Source organism: Streptomyces sp. NPDC037054, assembly GCF_055606745.1.
Genome location: NZ_JBVJSJ010000001.1, coordinates 546826 through 572484, shown reverse-complemented (window position 1 = coordinate 572484; position 25659 = coordinate 546826). Strand labels below are relative to the sequence as shown.

The following is a 25659-nucleotide window of genomic DNA, read 5'->3' as shown; positions in this document are numbered from 1 at the left end:
GGGCAGCCCCTAGATGCCTGCCGCCGAGGCGAGGTCGCGCTTGAGGGACGTCAGCAGGTCGGTCGCCCGCGTGCGGGCCTCCGGCAGCGCCGCGTGGGACGGCACCGGGACCACCACCTCCAGGTAGCACTTGAGCTTCGGCTCGGTGCCGCTCGGGCGGACGACGACGCGGGCGCCGTCGAGCGTGTAGCGCAGGCCGTCCGTGGGCGGGAGCCGGTCCGTGCCCCGCGTGAGGTCCTCGGAGCGCGTGATGGGCAGGCCCGCCAGCTCGGCCGGCGGGTGTTCGCGCAGGCGGCGCATCGCGGCGGCGATCACCGAGAGGTCCTCGACGCGTACCGACAACTGGTCGGTGGCGTGCAGGCCGTGCTCCACGGCGAGGTCGTCGAGCAGATCGAGCAGCGTGCGGTCGCGCGACTTCAGCTCCGAGGCCAGCTCCGTGATCAGGAGCGCCGCCGTGATGCCGTCCTTGTCGCGTACGCCGTCCGGGTCCACGCAGTAGCCGAGGGCCTCCTCGTAGCCGTAGCGCAGGCCGTCGACGCGGGCGATCCACTTGAAGCCGGTGAGGGTCTCCTCGTGGGGGACGCCGGCCTTCTCGGCGATGCGGCCGAGGAGGGACGAGGAGACGATCGACTCCGCGAAGGTGCCGCGCGCGCCGCGGGAGACCAGGTGGGCGGCGAGCAGGGCGCCGACCTCGTCGCCCCGGAGCATGCGCCAGGCGTCGCCGGTCCGCTCCTTGACCGCCACCGCGAGACGGTCCGCGTCCGGGTCGTTGGCGATGATCAGGTCCGGCTCCGTCTCGCGGGCCTTGGCGAGGGCGAGGTCCATCGCGCCGGGCTCTTCCGGGTTCGGGAAGGCGACGGTCGGGAAGTCCGGGTCCGGGTCGGCCTGCTCGGCGACGAGGACCGGTTCCGGGAAGCCGGCGCGGGCGAAGGCGGCGAGGAGGACGTCCTTGCCGACGCCGTGCATCGCCGTGTAGACGGTGCGGGCGGTGCGGGGGGAGTCCTTGGCGAGGACGGCGTCGGTGCGGGCCAGGTAGGCGTCCAGGACGGAGTCGTCCAGGGTCTCCCAGCCGGAGTCCGGACGGGGGACGTCGTCGAGGGAGCGGACGGCGTCGATCTCGGCGGCGATGTCCGTGTCCGCGGGCGGCACGATCTGGGAGCCGTCGCCGAGGTAGACCTTGTAGCCGTTGTCGCGGGGCGGGTTGTGGCTGGCGGTGACCTCCACGCCGGCGACCGCGCCGAGATGCCGTATGGCGTAGGCGAGGACGGGGGTGGGCAGGGGGCGCGGGAGGACGGCGGCGCGGAGGCCGGCGCCGGTCATGACGGCGGCGGTGTCGCGGGCGAAGTCGGCCGACTTGTGGCGGGCGTCGTAGCCGATGACGACGAGTCCGTCGGTCCGGCCGTTCTTCCTGAGGTACGCGGCGAGGCCGGCCGCGGCGCGGATGACGACGGCGCGGTTCATGCGCAGGGGGCCGGCGCCGAGCTCGCCGCGGAGGCCGGCGGTACCGAACTGGAGCGTGCCGCTGAAGCGGGCGGCGAGTTCGGTGACGTCCCCGGCGTCGATGAGGCGGGCGAGTTCCGCGCGGGTGTCCGCGTCGGGGTCCTCGGCCAGCCATGCCCGGGCCCGTGCGAGGAGGTCGTCTTGCACGATGGGTCGCCTCTCGTGTGGTGCGTCGGCCTCCGGCGGCTCGGCGGGGTGCCTGCGGCGGCCTGTGCGGGGTGGGTGGGGGTGCGGGGTGCCTGCGGCGCTTGGGCGGGGTGTGGGGTGCGGGTGCCTGCGGCGCTTGGGCGGGGTGCGGGGGTGTGTGGTGCCTGCGGTGCCTGCGGTGCTTGGGCGGGGTGTGGGTGCCTGCGGCGGCCTGTGCGGGTTCGGTGGGGGTGCGGGTCGCGCGTGCCGTTCGGTGGTGGGTCGGGGCCGCGCCGGGGGGTGTCCGTCCTCGGAACGGCGCGGGCGAGGTGTCTTGAGAAGCTCGCGGCGTTGACGCGCCGTCCGCTGCGGGCGGACACCCCCCGCCACGTCCCCTTCCCGCCGTACGCGTCCGCGGCCCGGTGGTCCGTCCCGTCCCGCAGGCCGCCGTACCGCGGGAGCGGGGTGCCGACCGGCGGTCACCCTCGACCCGCCAGCGGACCGCAGGCGCACGACGTGACGGTTACAGGCGGCCCAGGACCTGGGCCAGCAGGCTGCCCATGCGGGTCGCGCTGTCGCGGCCGGCCTGGAGGACCTCCTCGTGGTTGAGGGGCTCGCCGGTCATGCCCGCCGCGAGGTTGGTCACCAGGGAGATGCCCAGGATCTCGGCGCCCGCCTCGCGTGCGGCGATGGCCTCCAGGACCGTCGACATGCCCACGAGGTCCGCGCCGATCGTGCGGGCCATGCGGATCTCGGCCGGCGTCTCGTAGTGCGGCCCGGGGAACTGGGCGTAGACGCCCTCCTCCAGGGTGGGGTCGACCTCCTTGCACAGCGCGCGCAGGCGCGGCGAGTAGAGGTCCGTGAGGTCGACGAAGTTGGCGCCGACGATGGGGGAGGTGGCCGTGAGGTTGATGTGGTCGCTGATCAGCACCGGCTGGCCGGGACGCATGCCCTCGCGCAGGCCGCCGCAGCCGTTGGTGAGGACGACCGTCTTGGCGCCGGCCGCCACGGCGGTGCGGACGCCGTGGGCCACGGCCGCCACTCCGCGTCCCTCGTAGTAGTGCGTGCGGCCGAGGAAGACCAGCGCGCGCTTGGCGCCGATCCGGTAGGAGCGGATCTTGCCTCCGTGGCCCGCGACGACCGGCGGCGGGAAGCCGGGCAGCTCGGTGACCGGGAACTCGGCGTCGGGAGCGCCGAGGGCGTCGACGGCCGGAGCCCAGCCGGAGCCCATCACGAGGGCGACGTCGTGGGTCTCGGCGCCGGTGAGTTCGCGCAGGCGCGCGGCGGCGGCGTCGGCGGCGGCGTAGGGGTCGCCCTGGATGTCGTCCGGAAGAAGAGATGCGTTCACGCGGACGAGAGTAGCCGGTTTGGGCCTACGCGCGTAGATGACGGAGCTCACGGGATGGCGATCGTTGTCTTGTCGTTTCCGACGAGAGTGCGGTCAGCAGGGGCGCTTGCGGAGTTCCATCACGTAGTCGTGCGGCGCCCCGGCGGACTCGGCGGCGTCGGCCACCTCGCCGAGGTAGCGGGCGGAGGGGAGTCCGCCCTCGTAGGCGTTGAGGACGTACGACCAGGCCTGTTCCTCGCCGTCCAGGGTGTGCACGCGGACGCGGGTCCGGCGGTAGATGTCCAGCCCGACGCCCTCCCAGCGGTCCAGGGACTCCTCGTCCATGGGGGCCACGTCGTAGAGCGCGACGAAGACCTGCGACATGGGGTCCTCGACCAGCGTCGCGAGCGCGCCCTCCCAGCCCAGGTGCTCGCCGCCGAACGTCAGCCGCCACCCGTTCATCCAGCCGGTGGCGCGCAGCGGCGAGTGCGGGGCGCGGCGGGACATCAGCCGCGCGTCGAGGTTGCCGGCGTACGCGGCGTAGAGCGACATGGTTCAGAGCGTACGGCAGCCGCCCGCGGCGTCACTCCGGTAACGGAGGTACGTCGGTCGGGGCCCCGGGGCGGTGAAGTGTTGAAGCGTGCGGGACAATGGAGTACGTGACTCGGATCGTGATCATCGGTGGCGGACCCGGCGGATACGAAGCGGCGCTGGTGGGCGCCCAACTCGGCGCGGAGGTGACCGTCGTCGACTGCGACGGCCTGGGCGGGGCGTCGGTGCTGACCGACTGCGTCCCGTCCAAGACCCTCATCGCGACGGCCGAGGTGATGACGACCTTCGACTCGTCGTACGAAGAACTCGGCATCATCGTCGCCGACGACACCCCGCACATCGACACGCCCGCCCGGGTCGTCGGTGTGGACCTGGGCAAGGTCAACCGGCGTGTGAAGCGGCTCGCGCTGGCGCAGTCGCACGACATCACCGCCTCCGTGACGCGCGCCGGCGCGCGGGTCATGCGCGGGCGCGGGCGGCTGGAGGGCATGCAGGCCCTCGACGGCTCCCGCAAGGTCGTCGTGACGGCCGCCGACGGCAGTGAGGAGACGCTCGTCGCGGACGCCGTGCTGATCGCGACCGGCGGCCACCCGCGCGAGCTGCCCGACGCCAAGCCGGACGGCGAGCGCATCCTGAACTGGACGCAGGTCTACGACCTGAACGAGCTTCCCGAGGAGCTCATCGTCGTGGGTTCCGGTGTCACCGGCGCCGAGTTCGCCGGTGCCTACCAGGCACTCGGCTCGAAGGTCACGCTCGTCTCGTCGCGCGACCGCGTGCTGCCCGGCGAGGACCCGGACGCCGCCGCCGTGCTGGAGGACGTCTTCCGGCGGCGCGGCATGAACGTCATGGCGCGGTCGCGGGCGCAGTCCGCCAAGCGGGTCGGCGACCGGGTGGAGGTGACCCTCGCGGACGGGCGGGTCATCAGCGGCAGCCACTGCCTGATGGCCGTCGGCGCCATTCCCAACAGCGCGGGCATGGGCCTGGAGGAGGCCGGGGTCCGGCTGCGCGACTCCGGGCACATCTGGACCGACAAGGTCTCCCGGACGACGGCTCCCGGTGTGTACGCCGCGGGTGACGTGACCGGTGTCTTCGCGCTCGCCTCGGTGGCCGCGATGCAGGGCCGTATCGCGATGTACCACTTCCTGGGCGACGCCGTCGCCCCGCTGAACCTGAAGACCGTCTCCTCGAACGTCTTCACCGACCCCGAGATCGCCACCGTCGGCTACACGCAGGCGGACGTCGACGGCGGCAAGATCGACGCCCGGGTGGTGAAGCTGCCGCTGCTGCGCAACCCGCGCGCGAAGATGCAGGGCATCCGGGACGGCTTCGTCAAGATCTTCTGCCGTCCGGGCACGGGCATCGTGGTCGGCGGCTGTGTCGTCGCGCCGCGCGCCTCCGAGCTGATCCACCCCATCTCGCTCGCCGTCGACAACAACCTGACGGTCGAGCAGATCGCCAACGCGTTCACGGTCTACCCGTCGCTGTCGGGCTCGATCGCCGAGGTGGCGCGCCAGCTGCACACCCGGAAGATGAACGGCGAGGGCTGACGGCGGGCACCTTCCCGGCACCTCCCGGGGTGCCGGCTCGCCCTCGCCGCCGCCCCGATTCCGCGTCAACTCCCCGTCCCGTGACGGGGAGTCACGGCTCATGCGGGTGGCATAGTCGGATTGGATAGGCCTTATACCACTTCCGGTGTCCTGTTGCGAACAACTTCTGTTATTCGGCGCAAACTGCTGAAAGCAGACGGTCGTTGGGGTTACTGTCAGTTTCGTGTTCGCTGCAGAACGTCGCCAATTGATCCTCGAAATGGTGCGAGCGAACGGGGCCGTGTCGCTCCGTGAACTCGCCCGCGTCGTCCAGACCTCCGAAGTGACCGTACGGCGGGACGTGCGCGCACTGGAGGCAGAAGGACTCCTCGACCGCCGGCACGGCGGTGCGGTACTGCCGGGCGGGTTCACGCGGGAGTCCGGCTTTCCGCAGAAGTCACATCTCGCGACCGCCGAGAAGACGGCCATCGCCGACCTCGCCGCGGGCATGGTCGAAGAGGGCGAGGCCATCGTCGTGGGGGCGGGCACCACCACTCAGGAGCTGGCGCGCCGGCTGGCCCGGGTGCCCGGGCTGACCGTCGTCACCAACTCCCTTCTGGTCGCCCAGGCCCTCGCCCACGCCAACCGGGTCGAGGTGGTGATGACCGGCGGGACGCTCCGCGGGTCGAACTACGCCCTCGTCGGATCGGGCGCCGAGCAGTCCCTCCAGGGGCTGCGGGTCTCGCGGGCCTTCCTGTCGGGCAGCGGGCTCACCGCCGAGCGAGGGCTGTCCACGTCCAACATGCTGTCGGCGTCCGTCGACCGGGCGCTGGTGCAGGCCGCCGCCGAGGTCGTGGTCCTCGCGGACCACACCAAGCTCGGCACGGACACGATGTTCCAGACCGTGCCGACCGACCTCATCACCCGGCTCGTCACCGACGAACCGCCGGCCCACGACGACCGCGCGGCCACCGAACTCCAGGCGCTCGCCGACCAGGGCGTGCAGATCGCCGTGGCCGGCGCCTCGGGCTCCGGTTCGGGCCCGGGCGGTTCGGCGGGCGCCGGGAACGCGGGGAGTGATGCGAACCCGGGGGGCCGGCAGCGCCGGGACGTGGCGGTCCCCGGACCGCGCCGCCAGGTGCCGGGCGCGGGACTGCGGAGCGCGGCCACCGTCCTCGGTGAGCAGCCCGCCGCACAGGACCGCGCGAGGGTCGCCGACCTGCGGCGGCGGTGACCCGGGTGAGGCGTACGGCTGCCTGAGCGGCGGTCCGGTGTCCGGCATGCGACAGCGCCCGGCGAGCTGAGTGTTCAGCCCGCCGGGCGCTGTCGTACCGCCGGTCCCGGTTGCCACCGGTCGTGGTGAGGACCGGTGTCAGTCCTTGATCTCGCAGATCGCGGCGCCGGAGGTGAGGGACGCGCCGACCTCGGCGGACAGGCCCTTGATGGTGCCGGACTTGTGTGCGTTGAGGGGCTGTTCCATCTTCATGGCCTCCAGGACGACGATCAGGTCGCCCTCCTTGACCTCCTGGCCCTCCTCGACGGCCACCTTGACGATGGTGCCCTGCATCGGGGAGGCGAGGGTGTCGCCGGAGGCGGCGGGGCCGGACTTCTTCGCGGCGCGGCGCTTGGGCTTGGCCCCGGCGGCCAGGCCGGTGCGGGCCAGGCTCATGCCGAGCGAGGCCGGGAGGGAGACCTCCAGGCGCTTGCCGCCCACCTCGACGACGACGGTCTCGCGGCCGGCCTCGTCCTCCGCCTCGGTGTCGGCCGGGGCGGCGAAGGGCTTGATGTCGTTGACGAACTCGGTCTCGATCCAGCGGGTGTGGACCGTGAACGGGTCGGTGGAGCCGGTGAGTTCGGGGGCGAACGCCGGGTCCTTGACGACCGCGCGGTGGAACGGGATCGCGGTGGCCATGCCCTCGACCTGGAACTCCTCCAGGGCGCGCGCGGCACGCTGGAGGGCCTCGGCGCGGGTGCGGCCGGTGACGATCAGCTTGGCCAGCAGGGAGTCCCAGGCCGGGCCGATCACGCTGCCGGACTCCACGCCCGCGTCCAGGCGGACGCCGGGGCCGGAGGGCGGGTCGAACTTGGTGACGGTGCCGGGGGCGGGCAGGAAGTTGCGGCCCGGGTCCTCGCCGTTGATGCGGAACTCGAAGGAGTGGCCGCGCAGCGGCGGGTCGTCGTAGCCGAGTTCCTCGCCGTCGGCGATGCGGAACATCTCGCGGACGAGGTCGATGCCGGCGACTTCCTCGGTGACCGGGTGCTCCACCTGGAGGCGGGTGTTGACCTCCAGGAAGGAGATCGTGCCGTCGACGCCGACGAGGAACTCGACGGTGCCGGCGCCGACGTAGCCCGCCTCCTTGAGGATGGCCTTCGAGGCGGAGTACAGCTCGGCGACCTGCGCGTCGGACAGGAACGGCGCGGGGGCCTCCTCCACCAGCTTCTGGTGGCGGCGCTGCAGGGAGCAGTCACGGGTGGAGACCACGACCACGTTGCCGTGCTGGTCGGCCAGGCACTGGGTCTCGACGTGGCGGGGCTTGTCGAGGTAGCGCTCGACGAAGCACTCGCCCCGGCCGAACGCGGCGACGGCCTCGCGGACGGCGGAGTCGTACAGCTCGGGCACCTCTTCGAGGGTCCGGGCGACCTTCAGACCGCGACCGCCACCGCCGAAGGCGGCCTTGATGGCGATCGGCAGGCCGTGCTCCTCGGCGAACGCCACGACCTCCTCGGCACCGGAGACCGGGTCGGGGGTGCCCGCGACCAGCGGCGCGCCGGCGCGCTGGGCGATGTGGCGGGCGGCGACCTTGTCGCCGAGGTCGCGGATGGCCTGCGGCGGCGGGCCGATCCAGATGAGGCCGGCGTCGAGGACGGCCTGGGCGAAGTCGGCGTTCTCGGAGAGGAAGCCGTAGCCGGGGTGGATGGCGTCCGCGCCGGATTCCCTGGCCGCCTTCAGGACCTTGTCGATGTCCAGATAGCTGGTGGCCGGGGTGTCACCGCCCAGGGCGAACGCCTCATCCGCGGCGCGGACATGCAGAGCGTCCCGGTCCGGGTCGGCGTAGACGGCCACGCTCGCGATCCCGGCGTCCCGGCAGGCCCGGGCAACGCGGACAGCGATTTCGCCACGATTGGCGATGAGCACCTTGCGCACGATTGAGGCTCCCTCCTTGAAACAAGCCGAGTTTAGGGACTGCCGACACGTCACTTCGACCCGTCCCCAGTGGTGAGCTTCCCCACACGGAGCGTGATACGGGGCTCGCTCGACCTGCGAAATCCCATGTAGCACCTCGGTACGCACGACTCCTGCGGGAAACCCTAGCCCGCCGATGTGGTCAAGGTCTCTGTGAGAGCGTGCTGCGGCCCACTCCGTTTCTTTGTGGAGTCCCTACGAATGGCCCAATGATTCTTTGCCCTTCACGGAACCCTTGTCCCGGCGTTTACCCGTTAGTAGCGTTCGGGACGGATCGAACGTACTCCTGGTAACGGCAGTGTTGTCCGGCGCGCTGGAGCTGTGGTGGAAAGAGGGTGGGGTTCGTGGTGCGCAGACCGGTGGCGTGGATCGTGGCGGTGGTGCTCTGCGTCGAGGCGGTCGGCATCGCGGCGCTGAACTGGTTCCTCGGTGTCGTCGTCGACCGGCAGGACATGTCGCTGGCCGGTCTCGACCCCGACATGATGTCGACGTCGTCGAAGATCGGCGGCGTCGTCTTCGGCCTCTACTTCGCGCTGTGCGGCCTGGTCGCCCTGCTGGTCGCGCTGCGCGACCGCCCGCCGGCCGGACTCGGCCGGGTGCTGCTGATCAGCGTGGCCGTGGTGCACGCGGTGCTCGGCGCCGTCACCTGGGGCCTGGTGGGCTGGCACGCCTTCCTGTTCATGGTGCTGGTGCTCGGCCTCGTCGTGCTGCTGCTGATGACGTACGACCGTCCCGCCGGGCAGGCGGAACCGGCGGACGCCGTGCCCGGTGACCAGCCCGACGCCCCCGCGGTCACCCCTCCGCCGGCGCCCACAACCGGGTGATGCCGACGCCGAGTTCGGCCAGGAGCCGCCGCACGAGGGGCAGGCTGATGCCGATCACGTTGCCGTGGTCGCCGTCGATCCCGTCGATGAACGGCGCCGACCTGCCGTCCAGGGTGAACGCGCCGGCGACGTAGAGGGGTTCGCCCGAGGCGACGTACGCGGCGATCTCCTCGTCGGTGGGCTCGCCGAAGCGGACCACGGTGGACGCGGTCGCCGAGACGTACCGCCCGCTGAGCGTGTCGTAGACGCAGTGGCCGGTCTGGAGGGTGCCGGCCCGGCCGCGCATCGCCTTCCAGCGCGCGGTGGCCTCCTCGGCGTCGGCGGGCTTGCCGAGGGCCTGGCCGTCCAGTTCGAGCACCGAGTCGCAGCCGATCACCAGCGCGCCCTTGACGTCCGGCCTGGCGGCCACCACGGAGGCCTTGGCCTCGGCGAGCGCGAGCGCCAGTTCGGCGGGGGTGGGGGCGGTGACGGCGTCCTCGTCGACGCCGCTCACGATCACCTCGGGGTCGAGTCCGGCCTGGCGGAGCAGTCCGAGCCGGGCGGGGGACTGGGAGGCGAGCACGAGTCGACGGCGCGGCTGATCTGTCATGCGACTCAGGGTATCGGCGCCGGCGGACGGGCTCATCTCACCCCGATGACGAGCATCGCGAGCACCATGGCCAGCGCCACGAGAACGCCCAGCCGCCGCAACATCTCCTGCGTGTCACGCAGTTCCTGGGGCGGCTCGTTCTCGGGGTCGGACCACAGCATGCCTTCCATGGTCGATCTCGGGGCGGGCGCGCCGCCTGAGTACGCGTACTCAACTTTCCCCTAAAGGGGTCTGGGGTTTCGTTAAGTGCGTCGAGGTGTCTACAGTTAAGGGGACTTCAGTTCCATTTGGAGAGGGCGTGCCATGTTCACCACCGTCTGGACCGCGTCACCCCAGCACCCGAGCGAGGGCTTCACGCCCAACTGGTCCCGCGAGGGCTTCTGGCGGCAGTCGCTGCGCCAGGTCGTCCGGCCCGGCGCGAGCGGCGACCGGCTCCGCGTCCGCCTTTCGAACGCCTACGGCACCTCGCCCGTCCGCCTCGCCGGCGCCACCGTCGGCCGCTCGCGCGGCGGCGCCCGCACCGAGCCGGGATCGCTGCGGAAGCTCACTTTCCGGGGGGCGCGCGACGCGGAGATCCCGCCGCGCGGACAGCTCGTGAGCGACCCCGCCGACCTCGCCGTCGACGCGGCCGAACCGCTCACCGTCACCCTGTGCTTCGAGGCCGCCACCGGCCCCGCCACCTTCCACGCGCAGGCCTTCACGACCAGCTACCGCGGCCCCGGCGACCTGCTCACGGACGTCTCGGGGGACGGCTTCGACGCCACGACCGAGTCCTGGTACTTCCTGTCCGCCGTCGAGGCGGACACCGGCCGCGCCGACGCCGTCGCCCTCCTCGGCGACTCGATCACCGACGGCTTCGGCTCCACGCCCGGCGCCGACCGCCGCTGGTCCGACGGGCTCGCCGCACGCACCGGGCGGCCCGTCCTCAACGCCGGGATCGGCGGCAACCTGCTGCTGAACGACTCGGCCTGGTACGGCGAGAAGGCCGTGCACCGGCTGCGCCGCGACGTCCTCGACCACACCGGCGTGGACACCCTGGTCGTCCTGCTCGGCCTCAACGACATCGGCTTCAGCGAGACGTCCGAGCAGCCGACGTACCACCCGGCGCCGGTCGTGGAGACCGCCGAACTCATCGAGGGACACCGGGAGTTGCTGCGCCAGTCCCGGGGGCTGCGGGTGATCGGCGCGACCCTGCTGCCGTTCGGCGGCTCCGACCACTGGGGCGAGCGCGCGGCGAAGGTGAGTCACGAGCTGAACGCGTGGATCCGCGGCTCGGGGGAGTACGCGGAGGTCGTCGACCTGAACCGGGTGATGGCCGGCCCGGACGACCCGGACCGGCTGCACCCGGCGTACGACGTCGGCGACCACCTGCACCCCAACGACGCGGGGTACGAGGTGATGGCCGAAGCCCTGGCGAAGATCCTCCAGGCGTCCTAGGCCGGCCAGTACGTCCGCGACCACGACACCGGGCCCGGCTGGGGCAGGTGGTGGGCCGCGATGCGGGCCGGGTCGGACCAGGAGTCACGGGCGGTGGGCGCGCCGGGCGGTATCGCCGCCGCCGCCGCGGCGCGCGCCCGGACCACCGCCAGTGCGGCGGCCAGCTCCTCCGGTGTCGGGTTGCCCCGTACGACCTTGATGTTCATGTCCGCTCCCACGGTGCTCGGGGCCTACAGGGGAATGTTGCCGTGCTTCTTCGGCGGCAGCGACTCCCGCTTGGTGCGCAGCTGGCGCAGCCCGCGGACGATGTGGCGGCGGGTGTCGGACGGCATGATCACCGCGTCCACGTAACCGCGTTCGGCGGCGACGTAGGGGTTGAGGAGGGCGTCCTCGTACTCCCGCATCAGCCGGGCGCGGACGGCCTCGACGTCCTCGCCGTTCGCCTCCGCCTCGGCGATGGTGCGGCGGTGCAGGATGTTGACCGCGCCCTGCGCGCCCATCACCGCGATCTGCGCCGTGGGCCACGCCAGGTTGAGGTCGGCACCGAGGTGCTTGGAGCCCATCACGTCGTAGGCGCCGCCGAACGCCTTGCGGGTGATCACCGTGATCAGCGGGACGGTGGCCTCGGCGTAGGCGTAGATCAGCTTGGCGCCGCGGCGGATGATGCCGTCGTGCTCCTGGTCGACGCCGGGCAGGAAGCCGGGCACGTCGACGAAGGTCAGCACCGGGACGTTGAACGCGTCGCAGGTGCGCACGAAGCGTGCGGCCTTCTCCGAGGCCTGGATGTCCAGGCAGCCGGCGAACTGCATCGGCTGGTTGGCGACGATGCCGACCGGGGTGCCCTCCACGCGGCCGAAGCCGGTGAGGATGTTCGGCGCGAACAGCGGCTGTGTCTCGAAGAACTCGCCGTCGTCCAGCACGTGCTCGATCACGGTGTGCATGTCGTACGGCTGGTTCGCCGAGTCCGGCACGATCACGTCGAGCTCGCGGTCCTCGTCCGACACCTCCAGGTCCGCCTCCTCGGGGAACACGGGCGGCTCGGAGAGGTTGTTGGACGGCAGGTACGACAGCAGCTGCTTGACGTACTCGATCGCGTCCTTCTCGTCGCCGGCCATGTGGTGCGCCACGCCCGACGTGGAGTTGTGGGTGCGGGCGCCGCCCAGCTCCTCGAAGCCGACGTCCTCGCCGGTGACCGTCTTGATGACGTCGGGGCCGGTGATGAACATGTGCGAGGTCTGGTCGACCATCACCGTGAAGTCGGTGATCGCCGGGGAGTAGACCGCGCCGCCGGCGCACGGGCCGACGATCAGGCTGATCTGCGGGATGACACCGGAGGCGTGGGTGTTGCGGCGGAAGATCTCGCCGTACGCGCCCAGGGAGGCGACGCCCTCCTGGATGCGGGCGCCACCGGAGTCGTTGATGCCGATGACCGGGCAGCCGGTCTTCAGCGCGAAGTCCATGACCTTGACGATCTTCTGCCCGTAGACCTCGCCGAGCGCGCCGCCGAAGACCGTGAAGTCCTGGGAGAACACCGCGACCGGACGGCCGTCGACGGTGCCGTAGCCGGTGACCACGCCGTCTCCGTAGGGACGGTTGCTGTCCAGGCCGAAGTTGGTGGAGCGGTGCCGGGCGAACTCGTCCAGCTCGACGAAGGAGCCCTCGTCCATGAGGAGTTCGATGCGTTCACGGGCCGTCAGCTTGCCCTTGGCGTGCTGCTTCTCGACGGCGCGTTCCGAACCGGCGTGCGTGGCCTCCTGGATGCGGCGCTGGAGATCCGCGAGCTTGCCCGCGGTCGTATGAATGTCAGGCTGCTGCAGCTCTTCCGGCTCGGACATCGGGATGCGGCTCCCTGCCTGCTCAAAAGGGGGACGGTTACTGATCCGTAGACTAGTGGGGGCCCCATCGATCGGCAGTGCGGCGTTTACCACACCTAGGGTGGCTTGCATGACGCCGCAAGATGCTTCAGACGCGAACGACAACCGGTGGTCGGACCTCGACCGCCCGCCCCTCAACGCCGCTGCCCTGCGGCGGGCGCTGGTGCGCGAGGGCGGCCTGTGGTCCCAGGTGGACGTGGTGCAGCGGACCGGCTCCACCAACTCCGACCTCGTGGACCTCGCGGCGAAGGGCGAGGCCCGCGAGGGCGCCGTCCTGATCGCCGAGGAACAGACCTCCGGCCGGGGCCGGCTCGACCGGCAGTGGACCGCGCCGCCCCGCTCCGGCCTGTTCTTCTCCGTCCTGCTCAACCCCGGCGAGGTGCCGGTGGCCCGCTGGGGCTGGCTGCCGCTGCTCACCGGCGTGGCCGTGGCGACCGGCCTGTCCCGCGCGGCGGGCGTCGACACGGCACTCAAGTGGCCCAACGACCTCCTCGTGACCGTAAACGGCGAGGAACGCAAGGCGGGCGGCATCCTCGCCGAGCACGCGGGCGACCGGGGCGTGGTGATCGGCGTCGGCGTCAACGTCAGCCTCCGCGCCGACGAGCTGCCGGTCCCGCAGGCCGGGTCCCTGGCCCTCGCCGGCGCCACCGGCACCGATCGCGATCCGCTGCTGCGCGGCGTGCTTCGATCGCTCGAACAGTGGTACGTGAAGTGGCGTCGCTCCGGCGGGGACCCGGCGGCCAGCGGCTTGCAGGAGACGTACGCGGCGGGCTGCGCCACCCTCGGACGGGTGGTCCGCGCGGAACTTCCCGGGGACCGCTCGATCAGCGGCGAGGCCGTCGCCGTGGACGGCGACGGACGGCTGGTGCTGGCCACCGAGAACGGCGTGCAGGAACCCGTGGGAGCGGGCGACATCGTGCACCTGCGACCGGCGTGACAGGAGGGCCGCCCACGCCTCCCACCGGCGACGTCGCCGAGGGAGTGAGGTGGCCCACACCTGCCGTACAGTTGAGGCCGGTCGATACCTGACCGCGGCAGATCGGAAGGGCAACAGGCGTGACCGTCGACGACTCGGGCTCCGACACCGGCGCACACGGCCGGGTCGACCCCGACCCCGCCGACTCCGGTGAGGACAACCCCCTCGCGCTGCGCCTCGAACAGCTCATCCTGGGCGCCGAGCGCCGCTACACCCCCTTCCAGGCGGCCCGCAGCGCGGGCGTCACCATGGAACTGGCCACCCGCTTCTGGCGGGCCATGGGCTTCGCCGACGTCGGGCAGGCCAAGGCGCTCACGGAGGCGGACGTCCTGGCGCTGCGGCGCCTCGCCGGTCTCGTGGAGGCCGGGCTGCTCAGCGAGGCGATGGCCGTGCAGGTGGCCCGCTCCACCGGGCAGACCACGGGCCGGCTCGCCGAGTGGCAGATCGACTCCTTCCTGGAGGGCCTGACCGAGCCGCCCGAGCCGGGCATGACCCGCACCGAGGTCACGTACCCGATCGTCGAGCTGCTCCTGCCCGAGCTGGAGGAGTTCCTCGTCTACGTGTGGCGGCGCCAGCTCGCCGCGTCGGCCGGCCGCGTCGTGCAGGCCGCCGACGACGAGGAGATGGTCGACCGGCGGCTCGCCGTCGCCTTCGCCGACCTCGTCGGCTTCACGCGGCTGACCCGCCGCATGGAGGAGGAGGAGCTCGGCGAGCTGGTCGAGGCCTTCGAGACGACCGCCGCCGACCTCGTGGCCGCCCGCGGCGGGCGGCTCATCAAGACGCTCGGCGACGAGGTGCTGTGGGTGGCCGACGACGCCGGTACGGCCGCCGAGATCGCCCTGCGCCTCATCGAGACCATGGCGAACGACGAGACGATGCCGGAGCTGCGCGTGGGCATGGCGTTCGGCACGGTCACCACCCGGATGGGCGATGTCTTCGGCACGACCGTGAACCTCGCCTCCCGGCTGACGTCGATAGCGCCCCGGGACGCGGTCCTCGTCGACAGCGCCTTCGCCGAGGAACTCGTCCGCACCGGCGACGCGCCCGCCTCGGAGGCCGCGGCGGCGGAGGCGGCGGCCGCGGCGGAGAAGGAGGGCGAGGAGCCCCCGGCCTACCGCTGCGCCCTCCAGCCGATGTGGCAGCGCCCGGTACGTGGCCTCGGGGTGGTCGAACCGTGGCTCCTGAGCAGGCGGAACGGGACGGCGTCGGCGGGATAGCCCGGTCAGCCGCCTCCGAGGTCCAGGTCCACACAGACGTTGACGACCGGCAGGCAGAGGCCCGGGCGGTCCGGCGCGGGTGGTGGCGTGCTCCGCGTGGGCGTGGGCGTGGGTTCCGGGCGTGGGGGCTCGTCGGTCGCCGGTGGCCGTGGGGCGGGGCTCGTCGGCGCGGGTGCCTCCGGCTCCGGGGCGGTGGACGGGCCGTCGGACGCGGGCGGGCCCGTCGGGGCCTCCGGGTCCCTGCCGTCGCCGCGTGCGGTCGTGGCGGTGTCCGACGTGGTGACGTCGTCGCCGGGGAGCGGGCTCGCGGTCGTGACGGCGGGGGCCGTGGAGAGGGCGGACGGGGCCACGCGCGGCCCCCTCGAAGCGCCGTCCGTGCCGTCGGTGGGGCGTGCTGCCCGGCCCGTGGCGGACACGGAGCCCCGTTCCGGTGCCGCCTCGGCCACGTCCAGGCCGCCGACCCCCGACTCGGGCGCCAGCCGTACGAGACTCAGCGCTCCGGCCGCCAGGACGAGACTCCCGGCGAGGAGCAGCAGCCTGCGCCGACGGGGCCGGCGGCGGTGCCGGCCCCGGGTCGCTTCCGGCGTGTCCGGCTCTGCCGTTCCCGGCGTGTGCGTCGTCATCGTGCTCCTCCCCACCCCACGCACGCCCCCCAATGCGCCGTGGTGGACGCACGCTATGAGGGCCGGAGGGTGACGGGGGCCGGGTTGACCCGATGTCACTCGAACGGGTGCAGGGCGGGTGGCAGAGGCGCCGACCGGGCCCGGGCTTTCGCCGGACGGGCCGGGCTGCGATGATCGGGCCAGTCTTGTTAACCCGCGTTAACCGGGAGGGTGTCATGAGTGAGGAGCGGTTCGGGGAGTTCGTGCTGGTGCGGCGGCACGAGCACGTCGCGGAGCTGGTCCTCGACCGGCCCAAGGCCATGAACGCCGTCTCGACCGGCATGGCCCGGTCTCTCGCCGCGGCCTGCGCGGCGCTCGGCGAGGACAGGAGCGCCCGCGTGGTCGTCCTGACCTCGACGCACGAGCGGGCGTTCTGCGTGGGGGCCGACCTGAAGGAGCGCAACTCCTTCACCGACGCCGACCTGATGCGCCAGCGCCCCGTCGCGCGCGCCGCGTACGCCGGCGTGCTGGAGCTGCCGATGCCGACGATCGCCGCGGTGCACGGGTTCGCGTTGGGCGGCGGCTTCGAGCTGGCGCTGTCCTGCGACCTGATCGTGGCCGACCGCACGGCCGTGGTGGGGCTGCCCGAGGTGTCCGTGGGCGTCATCCCGGGCGGCGGCGGTACGCAGCTGCTGCCGCGGCGGGTGGGCGCGGCCCGCGCGGCGGAGCTGATCTTCTCGGCGCGCCGGCTGGAGGCCGCCGAGGCCCGGGAGCTGGGGCTGGTCGACGAGCTGGTGGACGAGGGCGAGGACCGTACGGCGGCGCTGGCGCTGGCGGCCCGTATCGCGGCGAACTCTCCGGTGGGCCTGCGCGCCGCCAAGCGGGCCCTGCGGCTCGGGCACGGCCTGGACCTGCGGGCCGGCCTGGAGGTCGAGGACGCGGCGTGGCGCTCGGTGGCCTTCTCCGGCGACCGGGCGGAAGGCGTGGCGGCCTTCAACGAGAAGCGCGCGCCGCGGTGGCCGGGGGAGTGACGAGGACTGCCTCCGAAGGCGCGCGGGACCTCGCGTGAGGCTTCTGACCCGCACAAACGGCCCAACCCCCGAATGCCGACATCCCGGTTCGTCCCGATTGTCCCTAGCCTGGAGTGATGGGTGAGGACAGGCGGCTCACGGCCGTCGTGGCGCTGGCGCAGAGCATGGCCGCCGCACACAACGTGCGTGAGGCGTGGCGGGCGGCGGCCGTCGGCGCGTGCGACGCGCTGGGCGGCAACTTCGCGGCGCTGTCGGTGTGGGAACGCGAACTGGGGCGGCTGCGCGTCCTCGTCAACGTCGGACACCGCGCGGCGGGCGAGGAGGAGTTCCCGGAGGACGAGGCCTACCCCGTGCACCAGTTCCCGGAGATCACCGAGTTCCTGCACGAACGGTGGGCGCAGGGCGGCGAGCCCGACGCGTGGGTCGAGACGGTGGAGGGGCCGGCCGCCGACCGGCAGCCCGGCTACGTCCACCAGCGCGTCGCCGCGCTGCGCCGCCGGGGCCGGGGCTGCTGCGTCGTCGCGCCGATCGTGCTGCACGGCAGGGCCTGGGGCGAGCTGTACGTGGCGCGGCCGATGGGCGAGCCGGTCTTCGACCGGTCCGACGCGGACTTCGCCACCGTCCTGGCCTCCGTCGTCGCCGCCGGGATCGCGCAGACCGAGCGGATCGAGGAGGCGAGGCGGCTGGCGTTCACCGACGCGCTCACCGGTCTCGCCAACCGCCGCGCCGTCGACGTACGGCTGGAGGAGGCGATCGAGCGGCACCGCGGCGACGGCGTGGTCGTCAGTCTCGTCGTCTGCGACCTCAACGGGCTGAAGCGGGTCAACGACACCCAGGGGCACGCCGTCGGCGACCGTCTGCTGGAACGTTTCGGTTCCGTGCTGTCGCTGTGCGGGGCGATACTGCCGGGCGCGCTCGCGGCGCGGCTCGGCGGCGACGAGTTCTGTCTGCTCGCGGTCGGCCCGGCCGCCGACGACGTGGTGAAGGTGGCCGACGAACTGTGCCGCCGGGCCGCCGAGTTGGAGCTCGGCGAGGGGGTGGCCTGCGGGGTCGCCTCGACCGAGGACGCGATCGGGACGGTGCGTTCCGCCCGCCGGCTGTTCCGGCTCGCGGACGCCGCCCAGTACCAGGCCAAGGCCGTACGGGCCACCAGGCCGGTCGTCGCCGGGCGGGAGGGCCCCGACGACCCGGTGATCCGGCTCGCGGACTCGCCGCCCCGGGACCCGAACGGCGAGCGCCGCCGCTTCCGGGGCCGGCACGCGCCCGGCGAGTGAGCGTGCGGGCGCGGCGGGAGGTGTGACGCAACGGTAAGGGGTGACCCCCACCCCCAGTGGTGACAGTCGTGAATTCAGTGCGTACGCTCCTGAATATGGATATGCACACTGTGGTGGTGGGGACCGCCGGCGTGACCGCGTCCGACGTGCTCGCCGTGGCGCGCGGCGGTGCCCGCATCGAGCTGTCGTCCGAGGCCGTGGCCGCACTCGCCGCGGCCCGCGAGATCGTGGACGCCCTGGCGGCCAAGCCCGACCCCGTCTACGGGGTGAGCACCGGCTTCGGCGCCCTGGCGACCCGGCACATCAGCCCGGAGCTGCGCGCCCAGCTGCAGCGCAACATCGTCCGCTCGCACGCCGCCGGCATGGGCCCGCGCGTCGAGCGGGAGGTCGTCCGGGCCCTGATGTTCCTGCGGCTGAAGACCGTCTGCTCCGGGCACACCGGCGTCCGCCCCGAGGTCGCGCAGACCATGGCCGACGTCCTCAACGCCGGGATCACCCCGGTCGTGCACGAGTACGGCTCGCTCGGCTGCTCCGGCGACCTCGCGCCGCTGTCCCACTGCGCGCTCGCGCTGATGGGCGAGGGCGACGCCGAGGGCCCCGACGGCGTCGTCCGGCCCGCCGGCGAACTGCTGGCCGAGCACGGCATCCGGCCCGTCGAACTGCGCGAGAAGGAGGGCCTCGCCCTCCTCAACGGCACCGACGGCATCCTCGGCATGCTGATCATGGCGCTCGCCGACCTCGACACCCTCTACAAGTCCGCCGACGTCACGGCCGCCCTGTCCCTGGAGGCCCTGCTCGGCACGGACAAGGTCCTCGCCCCCGAACTGCACGCCATCCGGCCGCACCCCGGCCAGGCCGCCAGCGCCGCCAACATGGCCGCCGTACTGAAGGGTTCGGGCCTGACCGGGCACCACCAGGACGACGCGCCCCGCGTCCAGGACGCCTACTCGGTGCGCTGCGCCCCGCAGGTCGCCGGCGCCGGACGCGACACCATCGCGCACGCCCGGCTCGTCGCCGAGCGCGAACTGGCCGCCGCCGTCGACAATCCCGTCGTCCTCCCCGACGGCAGGGTCGAGTCCAACGGCAACTTCCACGGCGCGCCCGTCGCCTACGTCCTGGACTTCCTCGCCGTCGCCGCCGCCGACCTCGGCTCCATCGCCGAGCGCCGCACCGACCGGCTGCTCGACAAGAACCGCAGCCACGGCCTGCCGCCGTTCCTCGCCGACGACGCGGGCGTGGACTCCGGCCTGATGATCGCTCAGTACACGCAGGCCGCCCTCGTCAGCGAGTTGAAGCGGCTGGCCGTACCGGCGTCCGCCGACTCGATCCCGTCCTCCGCGATGCAGGAGGACCACGTGTCCATGGGCTGGTCTGCGGCGCGCAAGCTGCGCACGGCCGTGGACAACCTCACGCGCGTCATCGCCGTCGAGCTGTACGCCGCGACGCGCGCCGTCCAACTGCGCGAGGGACTCACCCCGGCCCCGGCCTCCCGGGCCGTCATCGAGGCCGCGCGCGAGGCCGGCGTGCGAGGGCCCGGACCCGACCGGTTCCTGGCGCCCGACCTGGCGGCCGCCGAGGCGTTCGTGCGCGAGGGGCGGCTCCTCGCGGCGGTCGAGTCGGTCACCGGCCCGCTGAAGTAGCCGACGAGCGAAGGCCCCGCCGTTCGGTGGGGCCTTCGGCGTGTTCCGGGACCGGACTCAGAGACCGAGCCGTTCGCGGCGCACGGAATACACCACGAAGCCCGCGCCGAGGGCGAGGAAGAGCGTGCCGCCGGTGACGTACGGCGTGCTGTCGAAGCTGCCGGTGTCGGCCAGCCGGGCCTCCTGCGGCGCGACCTCGGAGGCGTTCGCCGCCGCGACCCTCGCCTGTGCCGTGACCTGGGGCGCGGGGTTCGCCGACGACAGTGCTCTGGCCGGGTTTTCCGCCGTCGCGTTCGCGGAGGGAACGAACCACAGGGCGCCCAGCAGGGTCCCCGCGGCGGTGGCGGTCAGCAACGATCGGCGAGCGGATGACACGGAATATCGATCCCCTTGTGGCGCTGGCGAATTGGCCGTGTGGAGCGATGTTAGTGAAAGGCGCGGGTCACGGGAAAGTCACAGGAGCGCGGCACCGTACGCTCCCGGCATGAGCACTGAAGACACATCACGTTTTGTGCGGGTTCGCGTGGAACTCGTTCTCGAAGTCGAGGACGAGGCCGCCCTGACGTCGGCCGCCCTCGGCCGGATCGCAAGCGACCCCGGGATGCCCGAGGCGGAGCGTGCCCACGCCGAGAGCGCTGTGACGGAAGACACCGCGGAGGCGCTCGCCCACCTCGTCGACCCGTTCGACCTGGTCAGCGAGGTGCCCGGAGTGGAACTCCAGCAGGCCTCCTGGAGCAGCGAGCGCATCGACTACGACCCCGACTCACCCGACTGGGACATGGACGAGGATGATGACGGGGAAGACGACGAGGAAGAGGCGGTTGTCTGACGCGGCTTGGGGAAATTCGTGACCCCGGGCGGCAACCGCCGCCCGGGGTTTCGTCGTCTCAAGGAGCGCGCCGACCGACCACCCGCACCCGCCCGCCTCGGCGACGTGGTGTGCCCCACACATCCGAGGAATGTGGAACGGGACGAACCGGTCGTAGCGTTGGAAGTTCTTGACGAGGACTCCTGGGGTTTCGGGATTCGGCAACGATGGAGAAGCGTGTGATGACGGACAGTAAGCGGCGCAAGGGCCTCACGGTCGCGTCCGCACTGCTCGGCGGAGTGTTGGTGCTCTCGGCCTGTTCCGGTGGCGAGGACGCCACGGCCAGCGACGGGGGCAAGGGCGGTGACGCCTCTTCCCAGGCCAAGGTCGACGAGGCCGCGGCCGAGAAGAGCTCCGAGGCACAGATCAAGATCACGCCGAAGGACGGCTCGAACAACGCCTCCATCAACAACTCCGCCACCGTCACCGTGAGCAAGGGCACGCTCACCGAAGTGACGATGAAGACGTCCGACGGCACCGCGGTCGAGGGCGAGATATCCGCCGACAAGACCTCGTGGAAGCCCACCGTCCAGCTGGAGCGCGCCACCACCTACAAGCTCTCGGCGAGCGCGACGGACTCCGAGGGCCGTGCCGCCCACGAGAACGCGTCGTTCACCACGGTCTCCCCGGACAACAGCTTCATCGGCAACTTCACGCCGGACGACGGCACCACCGTCGGCGTGGGCATGCCCGTGTCGATCAACTTCGACAAGGCGATCACCAACAAGACGGCCGTCCAGCAGGGCATCACCGTCAGCTCCAGCAGCGGCCAGGAGGTCGCCTGCCACTGGTTCAACGCCAACCGCATGGACTGCCGCCCCGAGGACTACTGGCAGGAGAACCAGACCGTCACCCTGAAGCTCGCCCTGGACGGCGTCGAGGGCGCCGAGGGCGTCTACGGCGTCCAGCAGAAGACGGTGACGTTCAAGATCGGCCGCAACCAGGTCTCCTACGTCGACGCGAAGACCAAGCAGATGAAGGTCACGCGCAACGGCAAGACCGTCCGGACGATCCCGATCTCCGCCGGCTCGCCCGAGAACAAGACGTACGAGGGCCAGATGGTGATCTCCGAGAAGTTCAAGGAGACCCGGATGAACGGCGCCACGGTCGGCTTCACCGACGACGACGGCAAGGGCGAGTACGACATCAAGGACGTGCCCCACGCCATGCGTCTGACCAGCTCCGGCACGTTCATCCACGGCAACTACTGGGGCGGACCGGGCGTCTTCGGCAACGCCAACACCAGCCACGGCTGCGTCGGCCTCCAGGACAAGAAGGGCGCCAACGACCCGAAGATGCCGGGCGCGTGGTTCTACAACAACACGATCCTCGGTGACGTGGTCGTCGTGCAGAACACCGGCGACAAGACCGTCGCCCCCGACAACGGCCTCAACGGCTGGAACATGAGCTGGGAGCAGTGGAAGGCGGGTTCGGCGGTCTGACGCCGGACTTCCCCCGCACTCTTCGTCGACCGGTGCCGCCCCTCGGGGCGGCACCGGTGTTTTGCGGCCCGGTTCCGGGCTGTCAACCACGCGAATGTGTAACGGAGTTCGCGCGGTCGCGTTACGGACGGCAGGCGGTTTGCCGACCATGCCCGGCGTCGTTGAGACGCCCCAACCGCCCCTGCATACTGCGAGATCCGGGGGCGCACGCACGCGCGTGCGAGACCACCCCCGGCCGGGCGAACGGGGATTCGTCCGGAACTCCAGCCAGGGGGAATCTTGCGCAGACAAGTGAACAAGGCATGCGTGACCACCGTCGCGGTGGCCACCGCCGTGGCCCTCGCCGCGGGCCTGGCCGGCCCGGCGGCGGCGCGGCCCGAGCAGCGCCCGGCCGGCGCCGCGCAGCTCACCGCGAAGGACCGCGTCACCCTCATCACCGGCGACCGCGTCGCCGTCGACGCCAAGGGCCGGGTCACCGGCATCGAACGCGCCGAGGGCCGCGAGCACATACCCGTCCAGATCCGCCGCGTCGACGGCCACACCCTCGTGATCCCGGCCGACGCCGCCCGGCTCGTCGCCACCGGCACGCTCGACCGGCGCCTGTTCGACGTCACCGAACTCGGCAGGGCCGCCACCCGCAAGGCACAGCGCGGCGGACTGAAGGTCATCGTCGGCTACCGCGGCGCGGCGACCGCCACCAAGGCCGACGTCCGCGACGCGGGCACGCTCCGCCGCAGCCTGAAGACCCTCAACGCCGACGCCGTGCAGACGCCCCGGGACGCCACGCCCGAGCTGTGGAAGGCCGTCACCGACGGCGACCGCACCGCCTCCGGCATCGCGCACGTCTGGCTCGACGGCGTCCGCCGGGCCAGCCTCGACAAGTCCGTGCCGCAGATCGGCGCCCCCAAGGCCTGGGCGGCCGGATACGACGGCAAGGGCGTGAAGATCGCCGTCCTGGACACCGGCGTCGACGCGACCCACCCGGACCTGAAGGACCAGGTCGTCGCGGCCAAGAACTTCTCGACGTCCGCCGACGCCACGGACAAGGTCGGCCACGGCACGCACGTCGCGTCCATCGCCGCCGGCACCGGCGCGAAGGGCGGCGGGGCCTACAAGGGCGTCGCGCCGGGCGCGAAGCTGCTCAACGGCAAGGTGCTCGGCGACGACGGCTACGGCGACGACTCCGGCATCCTCGCCGGCATGGAGTGGGCCGCCGAGCAGGGCGCCGACGTCGTCAACCTCAGCCTGGGCGGCGCCGACACCCCCGACACCGACCCGCTGGAGGCGGCGGTCGACAAGCTGTCGGCCGACAAGGGCATCCTGTTCGCCGTCGCCGCCGGAAACGACGGCGACTTCGGCGAGCAGACCGTCGGCTCACCGGGCAGCGCCAAGGCCGCCCTCACCGTCGGCGCGGTCGACGACCGGGACGAACTCGCGTCGTTCTCCAGCCGCGGCCCCGGCCTCGACGGTGCGATCAAGCCCGACGTCACCGCGCCGGGCGTGGACATCACCGCGGCCGCCGCGCCGGGCAGCGCCATCGCCCGGGAGGTCGGCGAGAAGCCCGCCGGGTACCTGACCATCTCCGGCACGTCGATGGCCACCCCGCACGTCGCGGGCGCGGCGGCGATCCTCAAGCAGCAGCACCCCGACTGGACGTACGCCGAGCTGAAGGGCGCCCTCACCGGCTCCACGAAGGGCGGCGATCACACCGCGTTCCAGCAGGGTTCCGGCCGCGTCCAGGTCGACAGGGCCGTCGGCCAGACGGTGATCGCCGAGCCGGTGTCCGTGTCGTTCGGCGTCCAGCAGTGGCCGCACACCGACGACAAGCCCGTCACCAAGCAGCTGACGTACCGCAACCTCGGCACCGAGGACGTCACGCTCACCCTGACGTCCACCGCCACCGACCCGAAGGGCCGGACGGCCCCGGCGGGCTTCTTCACGCTCGGCAAGGCCACCGTCACCGTGCCGGCGGGCGGCACCGCCTCCGTCCCGGTGACCGTGAACACCAAGCTCGGCGGCACCGTCGACGGTGCCTACTCCGCGTACGTCACCGCGACGGGCGGCGGCCAGACCGTCCGCACGGCGGCCGCCGTACAGCGCGAGGTGGAGTCGTACGACGTCACGCTGAAGTTCCTCGGCCGTGACGGCAGGCCGACCGCCAACTACAACACCGACCTGACCGGCGTCTCCGGCCTCGCCGACCAGAAGTGGTTCACGCCGTACGAGGCCGACGGCACCGTCACCGTCCGCGTGCCCAGGGGCCGCTACGTCCTCAACTCCGCGCTCTACGCGGGCGACGACCCGGAGGTCTACCAGGGCGCCGACTGGATCGCCCAGCCCCGGCTGGACGTCACGAAGAAGACCGCGGTCACGCTCGACGCCCGCACCGCGAAGCCCGTGGACATCACCGTGCCCGACCCGGCCGCCGAGTCGGTGTTCGCCTCGGCCGACTTCGCGATCGAGACGGCCGACTCCGGCTACGCCTTCGGCTGGTGGCTGGACGGCTACGACAACTTCCGCACCAAGCACCTCGGCCCGAAGATCACCGACGGCTCGCTGAGCCAGCAGTGGGACGGCCACTGGACCAAGGGCGGCAAGGAGCAGTACGACACCGTGGCCGGCGGTCCGGTCGATCAGCTCGCCACCGGATTCACCCGCCGCTACAAGACGGGCGACTTCGCGAAGGTCAAGGCGGGCCTCGGCGCGTCGGTCAAGGGCAAGAAGGGCGCGGTCTCCGCGACCGGCTGGCTGCCCGGCGCCTTCTCCGCGTCCTCCGTCGGCGTGCCGCAGACCCTCCCCGGCACCCGCACCCTGAACCTGTCCACCGGCGACGGCGTGACCTGGGAGGTCGACTTCGAGCAGCAGGGCGGCCTCGACGCCGACGGCTTCCCGGTCACCGAGGCGTTCTACACCCTCGGCCGGGCGCAGAAGTTCCAGGCGGGCAAGACGTACGCGAAGACGTTCAACACGGCGGTCTTCGGCCCGCGCCTCACCGCGGACTTCGGCCTCTTCCGCGACGGCAACGACCTGTACGGCAGCCTGCCGCTGTTCGCGGACGGCAAGGGCAACGCCGGCTCGTCGCTGTTCTCCTCGGTCCGCACCACCCTCTACCGCGACGGCACAAAGGTCGCCTCGAACGACGACCCGCTGTTCGGCGAGAAGCCGTTCAAGGTCCCGGCCGGTGACGCCCGGTACCGCCTGACCACGTCCGTGAAGCGCGACGCCGAGGTCGCCTCGGCCGCGAGCCGGATCGACGCGAGCTGGACCTTCCGCTCGAAGAAGACCGCCGACCTCACGCGACTGCCCGCCTCCACGGTCCGGTTCGGCGCCGAGACCGGCCTGGACAGCACGGCCCCGGCCAACAGGAAGGTCAGGATCCCGCTCACCGTCCAGGGCGCGGCCAAGGGCGCGGGCCTCAAGTCGCTGACGGCCTACGTGTCGTACGACCAGGGCAGGACCTGGAAGAAGACCGGCGTGAAGAAGGGTGCGATCTTCGTGAAGAACCCGGCGAAGGGGAAGTCGATCTCCTTCCGCGCCGAAGTCGTCGACACGAAGGGCAACACGTCGACCGTCGCGATCCACGACGCGTACTACGGGAAGTAGGACGGCCGATTGTGACTCGCTGAGGCGAGAGGGGCCCGCCGGCAGCCGTACGCACGGCCGCCGGCGG

General features: G+C 72.3%; 22 protein-coding genes. 12 read left to right on the top strand and 10 right to left on the bottom strand.

From position 1 onward, the window contains the following. Positions 1–9: 9 nt before the first annotated feature. The 3 genes from ACZ7D7_RS02540 to ACZ7D7_RS02530 form a co-directional block, all read right to left on the bottom strand. Positions 10–1647 (bottom strand): phospho-sugar mutase, encoded by a 1638-nt coding sequence (locus ACZ7D7_RS02540; RefSeq protein WP_470821713.1) that lies wholly within the window; start codon positions 1645–1647, stop codon positions 10–12. Positions 1648–2149: 502 nt separating this feature from the next. After that, positions 2150–2974 (bottom strand): purine-nucleoside phosphorylase, encoded by an 825-nt coding sequence (locus tag ACZ7D7_RS02535; RefSeq protein ID WP_470821712.1) that lies wholly within the window; start codon positions 2972–2974, stop codon positions 2150–2152. 93 nt (positions 2975–3067) lie between these two features. Then, positions 3068–3505 (bottom strand): gamma-glutamylcyclotransferase family protein, encoded by a 438-nt coding sequence (locus ACZ7D7_RS02530; RefSeq protein WP_470821710.1) that lies wholly within the window; start codon positions 3503–3505, stop codon positions 3068–3070. A gap of 98 nt (positions 3506–3603) precedes the next feature. On the opposite strand from ACZ7D7_RS02530, the gene ACZ7D7_RS02525 reads away from it, so the two are divergent. Both ACZ7D7_RS02525 and ACZ7D7_RS02520 read left to right on the top strand, forming a co-directional pair. Then, positions 3604–5052 carry an NAD(P)H-quinone dehydrogenase gene (locus ACZ7D7_RS02525; protein WP_470821708.1) on the top strand — a complete coding sequence of 483 codons (1449 nt, stop codon included), beginning with the start codon at positions 3604–3606 and terminating at the stop codon, positions 5050–5052. 223 nt (positions 5053–5275) lie between these two features. Next, positions 5276–6265: a DeoR/GlpR family DNA-binding transcription regulator gene (locus tag ACZ7D7_RS02520; RefSeq protein WP_470821706.1), complete on the top strand. Its 990-nt coding sequence runs from the start codon at positions 5276–5278 to the stop codon at positions 6263–6265. A gap of 138 nt (positions 6266–6403) precedes the next feature. Here ACZ7D7_RS02520 and ACZ7D7_RS02515 read toward each other — a convergent pair whose 3' ends face one another. Further along, the gene (locus ACZ7D7_RS02515) at positions 6404–8176 is read right to left on the bottom strand and encodes an acetyl/propionyl/methylcrotonyl-CoA carboxylase subunit alpha (protein ID WP_470821704.1); all 1773 of its coding nucleotides are present in this window, start codon (positions 8174–8176) and stop codon (positions 6404–6406) included. A gap of 383 nt (positions 8177–8559) precedes the next feature. Here ACZ7D7_RS02515 and ACZ7D7_RS02510 point away from each other — a divergent pair, with 383 nt between their 5' ends. Then, positions 8560–9039: a hypothetical protein gene (locus tag ACZ7D7_RS02510; RefSeq protein ID WP_470821703.1), complete on the top strand. Its 480-nt coding sequence runs from the start codon at positions 8560–8562 to the stop codon at positions 9037–9039. Here ACZ7D7_RS02510 and ACZ7D7_RS02505 read toward each other — a convergent pair. Both ACZ7D7_RS02505 and mmpB read right to left on the bottom strand, forming a co-directional pair. Further along, positions 9008–9628, bottom strand: coding sequence for a Maf family protein (locus ACZ7D7_RS02505; protein ID WP_470821702.1), 621 nt, complete (start codon positions 9626–9628; stop codon positions 9008–9010). The genes ACZ7D7_RS02510 and ACZ7D7_RS02505 overlap by 32 nt on opposite strands. A 32-nt stretch (positions 9629–9660) precedes the next feature. Beyond that, positions 9661–9789 carry a morphogenic membrane protein MmpB gene (mmpB, locus tag ACZ7D7_RS02500; protein WP_358659044.1) on the bottom strand — a complete coding sequence of 43 codons (129 nt, stop codon included), beginning with the start codon at positions 9787–9789 and terminating at the stop codon, positions 9661–9663. A 142-nt stretch (positions 9790–9931) separates the two neighbouring features. On the opposite strand from mmpB, the gene ACZ7D7_RS02495 reads away from it, so the two are divergent. Further along, positions 9932–11065, top strand: coding sequence for an SGNH/GDSL hydrolase family protein (locus ACZ7D7_RS02495; RefSeq protein ID WP_470821700.1), 1134 nt, complete (start codon positions 9932–9934; stop codon positions 11063–11065). On the opposite strand, the gene ACZ7D7_RS02490 is transcribed toward ACZ7D7_RS02495, so the two are convergent. Beyond that, positions 11062–11271 carry an acyl-CoA carboxylase epsilon subunit gene (locus tag ACZ7D7_RS02490; RefSeq protein ID WP_470821699.1) on the bottom strand — a complete coding sequence of 70 codons (210 nt, stop codon included), beginning with the start codon at positions 11269–11271 and terminating at the stop codon, positions 11062–11064. The two genes, ACZ7D7_RS02495 and ACZ7D7_RS02490, sit on opposite strands and share 4 nt — an antisense overlap. Positions 11272–11295: 24 nt before the next feature. Beyond that, positions 11296–12900, bottom strand: coding sequence for an acyl-CoA carboxylase subunit beta (locus ACZ7D7_RS02485; RefSeq protein ID WP_470821698.1), 1605 nt, complete (start codon positions 12898–12900; stop codon positions 11296–11298). A gap of 109 nt (positions 12901–13009) precedes the next feature. Here ACZ7D7_RS02485 and ACZ7D7_RS02480 point away from each other — a divergent pair, with 109 nt between their 5' ends. Together ACZ7D7_RS02480 and ACZ7D7_RS02475 are read left to right on the top strand one after the other, a co-directional pair. Beyond that, a complete protein-coding gene (locus tag ACZ7D7_RS02480) occupies positions 13010–13876 on the top strand; it encodes a biotin--[acetyl-CoA-carboxylase] ligase (RefSeq protein ID WP_470821696.1) in 867 nt (288 codons plus the stop codon). 119 nt (positions 13877–13995) lie between these two features. Beyond that, positions 13996–15132, top strand: a complete 1137-nt coding sequence (locus tag ACZ7D7_RS02475) for an adenylate/guanylate cyclase domain-containing protein (RefSeq protein WP_470821694.1) — start codon at positions 13996–13998, stop codon at positions 15130–15132. Positions 15133–15137: 5 nt separating this feature from the next. Here the strand turns inward: ACZ7D7_RS02475 and ACZ7D7_RS02470 are convergent, their stop codons facing one another. Continuing rightward, positions 15138–15755 carry a hypothetical protein gene (locus tag ACZ7D7_RS02470; protein WP_470821692.1) on the bottom strand — a complete coding sequence of 206 codons (618 nt, stop codon included), beginning with the start codon at positions 15753–15755 and terminating at the stop codon, positions 15138–15140. 215 nt (positions 15756–15970) lie between these two features. On the opposite strand from ACZ7D7_RS02470, the gene ACZ7D7_RS02465 reads away from it, so the two are divergent. From ACZ7D7_RS02465 to hutH, 3 genes are all read left to right on the top strand, one after another. Beyond that, entirely contained in the window at positions 15971–16765 is a 795-nt protein-coding gene (locus ACZ7D7_RS02465) for an enoyl-CoA hydratase/isomerase family protein (protein ID WP_470821690.1), read from the top strand. 116 nt (positions 16766–16881) lie between these two features. Then, positions 16882–18039: a GGDEF domain-containing protein gene (locus tag ACZ7D7_RS02460; RefSeq protein WP_470821688.1), complete on the top strand. Its 1158-nt coding sequence runs from the start codon at positions 16882–16884 to the stop codon at positions 18037–18039. 101 nt (positions 18040–18140) lie between these two features. Then, complete coding sequence (gene hutH / locus ACZ7D7_RS02455; protein WP_470822430.1) at positions 18141–19679, top strand: histidine ammonia-lyase; 1539 nt, start codon at positions 18141–18143, stop codon at positions 19677–19679. Positions 19680–19736: 57 nt separating this feature from the next. On the opposite strand, the gene ACZ7D7_RS02450 is transcribed toward hutH, so the two are convergent. After that, positions 19737–20054 (bottom strand): hypothetical protein, encoded by a 318-nt coding sequence (locus tag ACZ7D7_RS02450; RefSeq protein WP_470821687.1) that lies wholly within the window; start codon positions 20052–20054, stop codon positions 19737–19739. Positions 20055–20163: 109 nt separating this feature from the next. Here ACZ7D7_RS02450 and ACZ7D7_RS02445 point away from each other — a divergent pair, with 109 nt between their 5' ends. From ACZ7D7_RS02445 to ACZ7D7_RS02435, 3 genes are all read left to right on the top strand, one after another. Further along, positions 20164–20508 carry a hypothetical protein gene (locus tag ACZ7D7_RS02445; protein WP_470821685.1) on the top strand — a complete coding sequence of 115 codons (345 nt, stop codon included), beginning with the start codon at positions 20164–20166 and terminating at the stop codon, positions 20506–20508. A 221-nt stretch (positions 20509–20729) separates the two neighbouring features. After that, positions 20730–21989: a L,D-transpeptidase gene (locus ACZ7D7_RS02440; RefSeq protein WP_470821684.1), complete on the top strand. Its 1260-nt coding sequence runs from the start codon at positions 20730–20732 to the stop codon at positions 21987–21989. 291 nt (positions 21990–22280) lie between these two features. Then, positions 22281–25592, top strand: a complete 3312-nt coding sequence (locus tag ACZ7D7_RS02435; protein ID WP_470822429.1) for a S8 family peptidase — start codon at positions 22281–22283, stop codon at positions 25590–25592. Positions 25593–25659 lie beyond the last annotated feature (67 nt).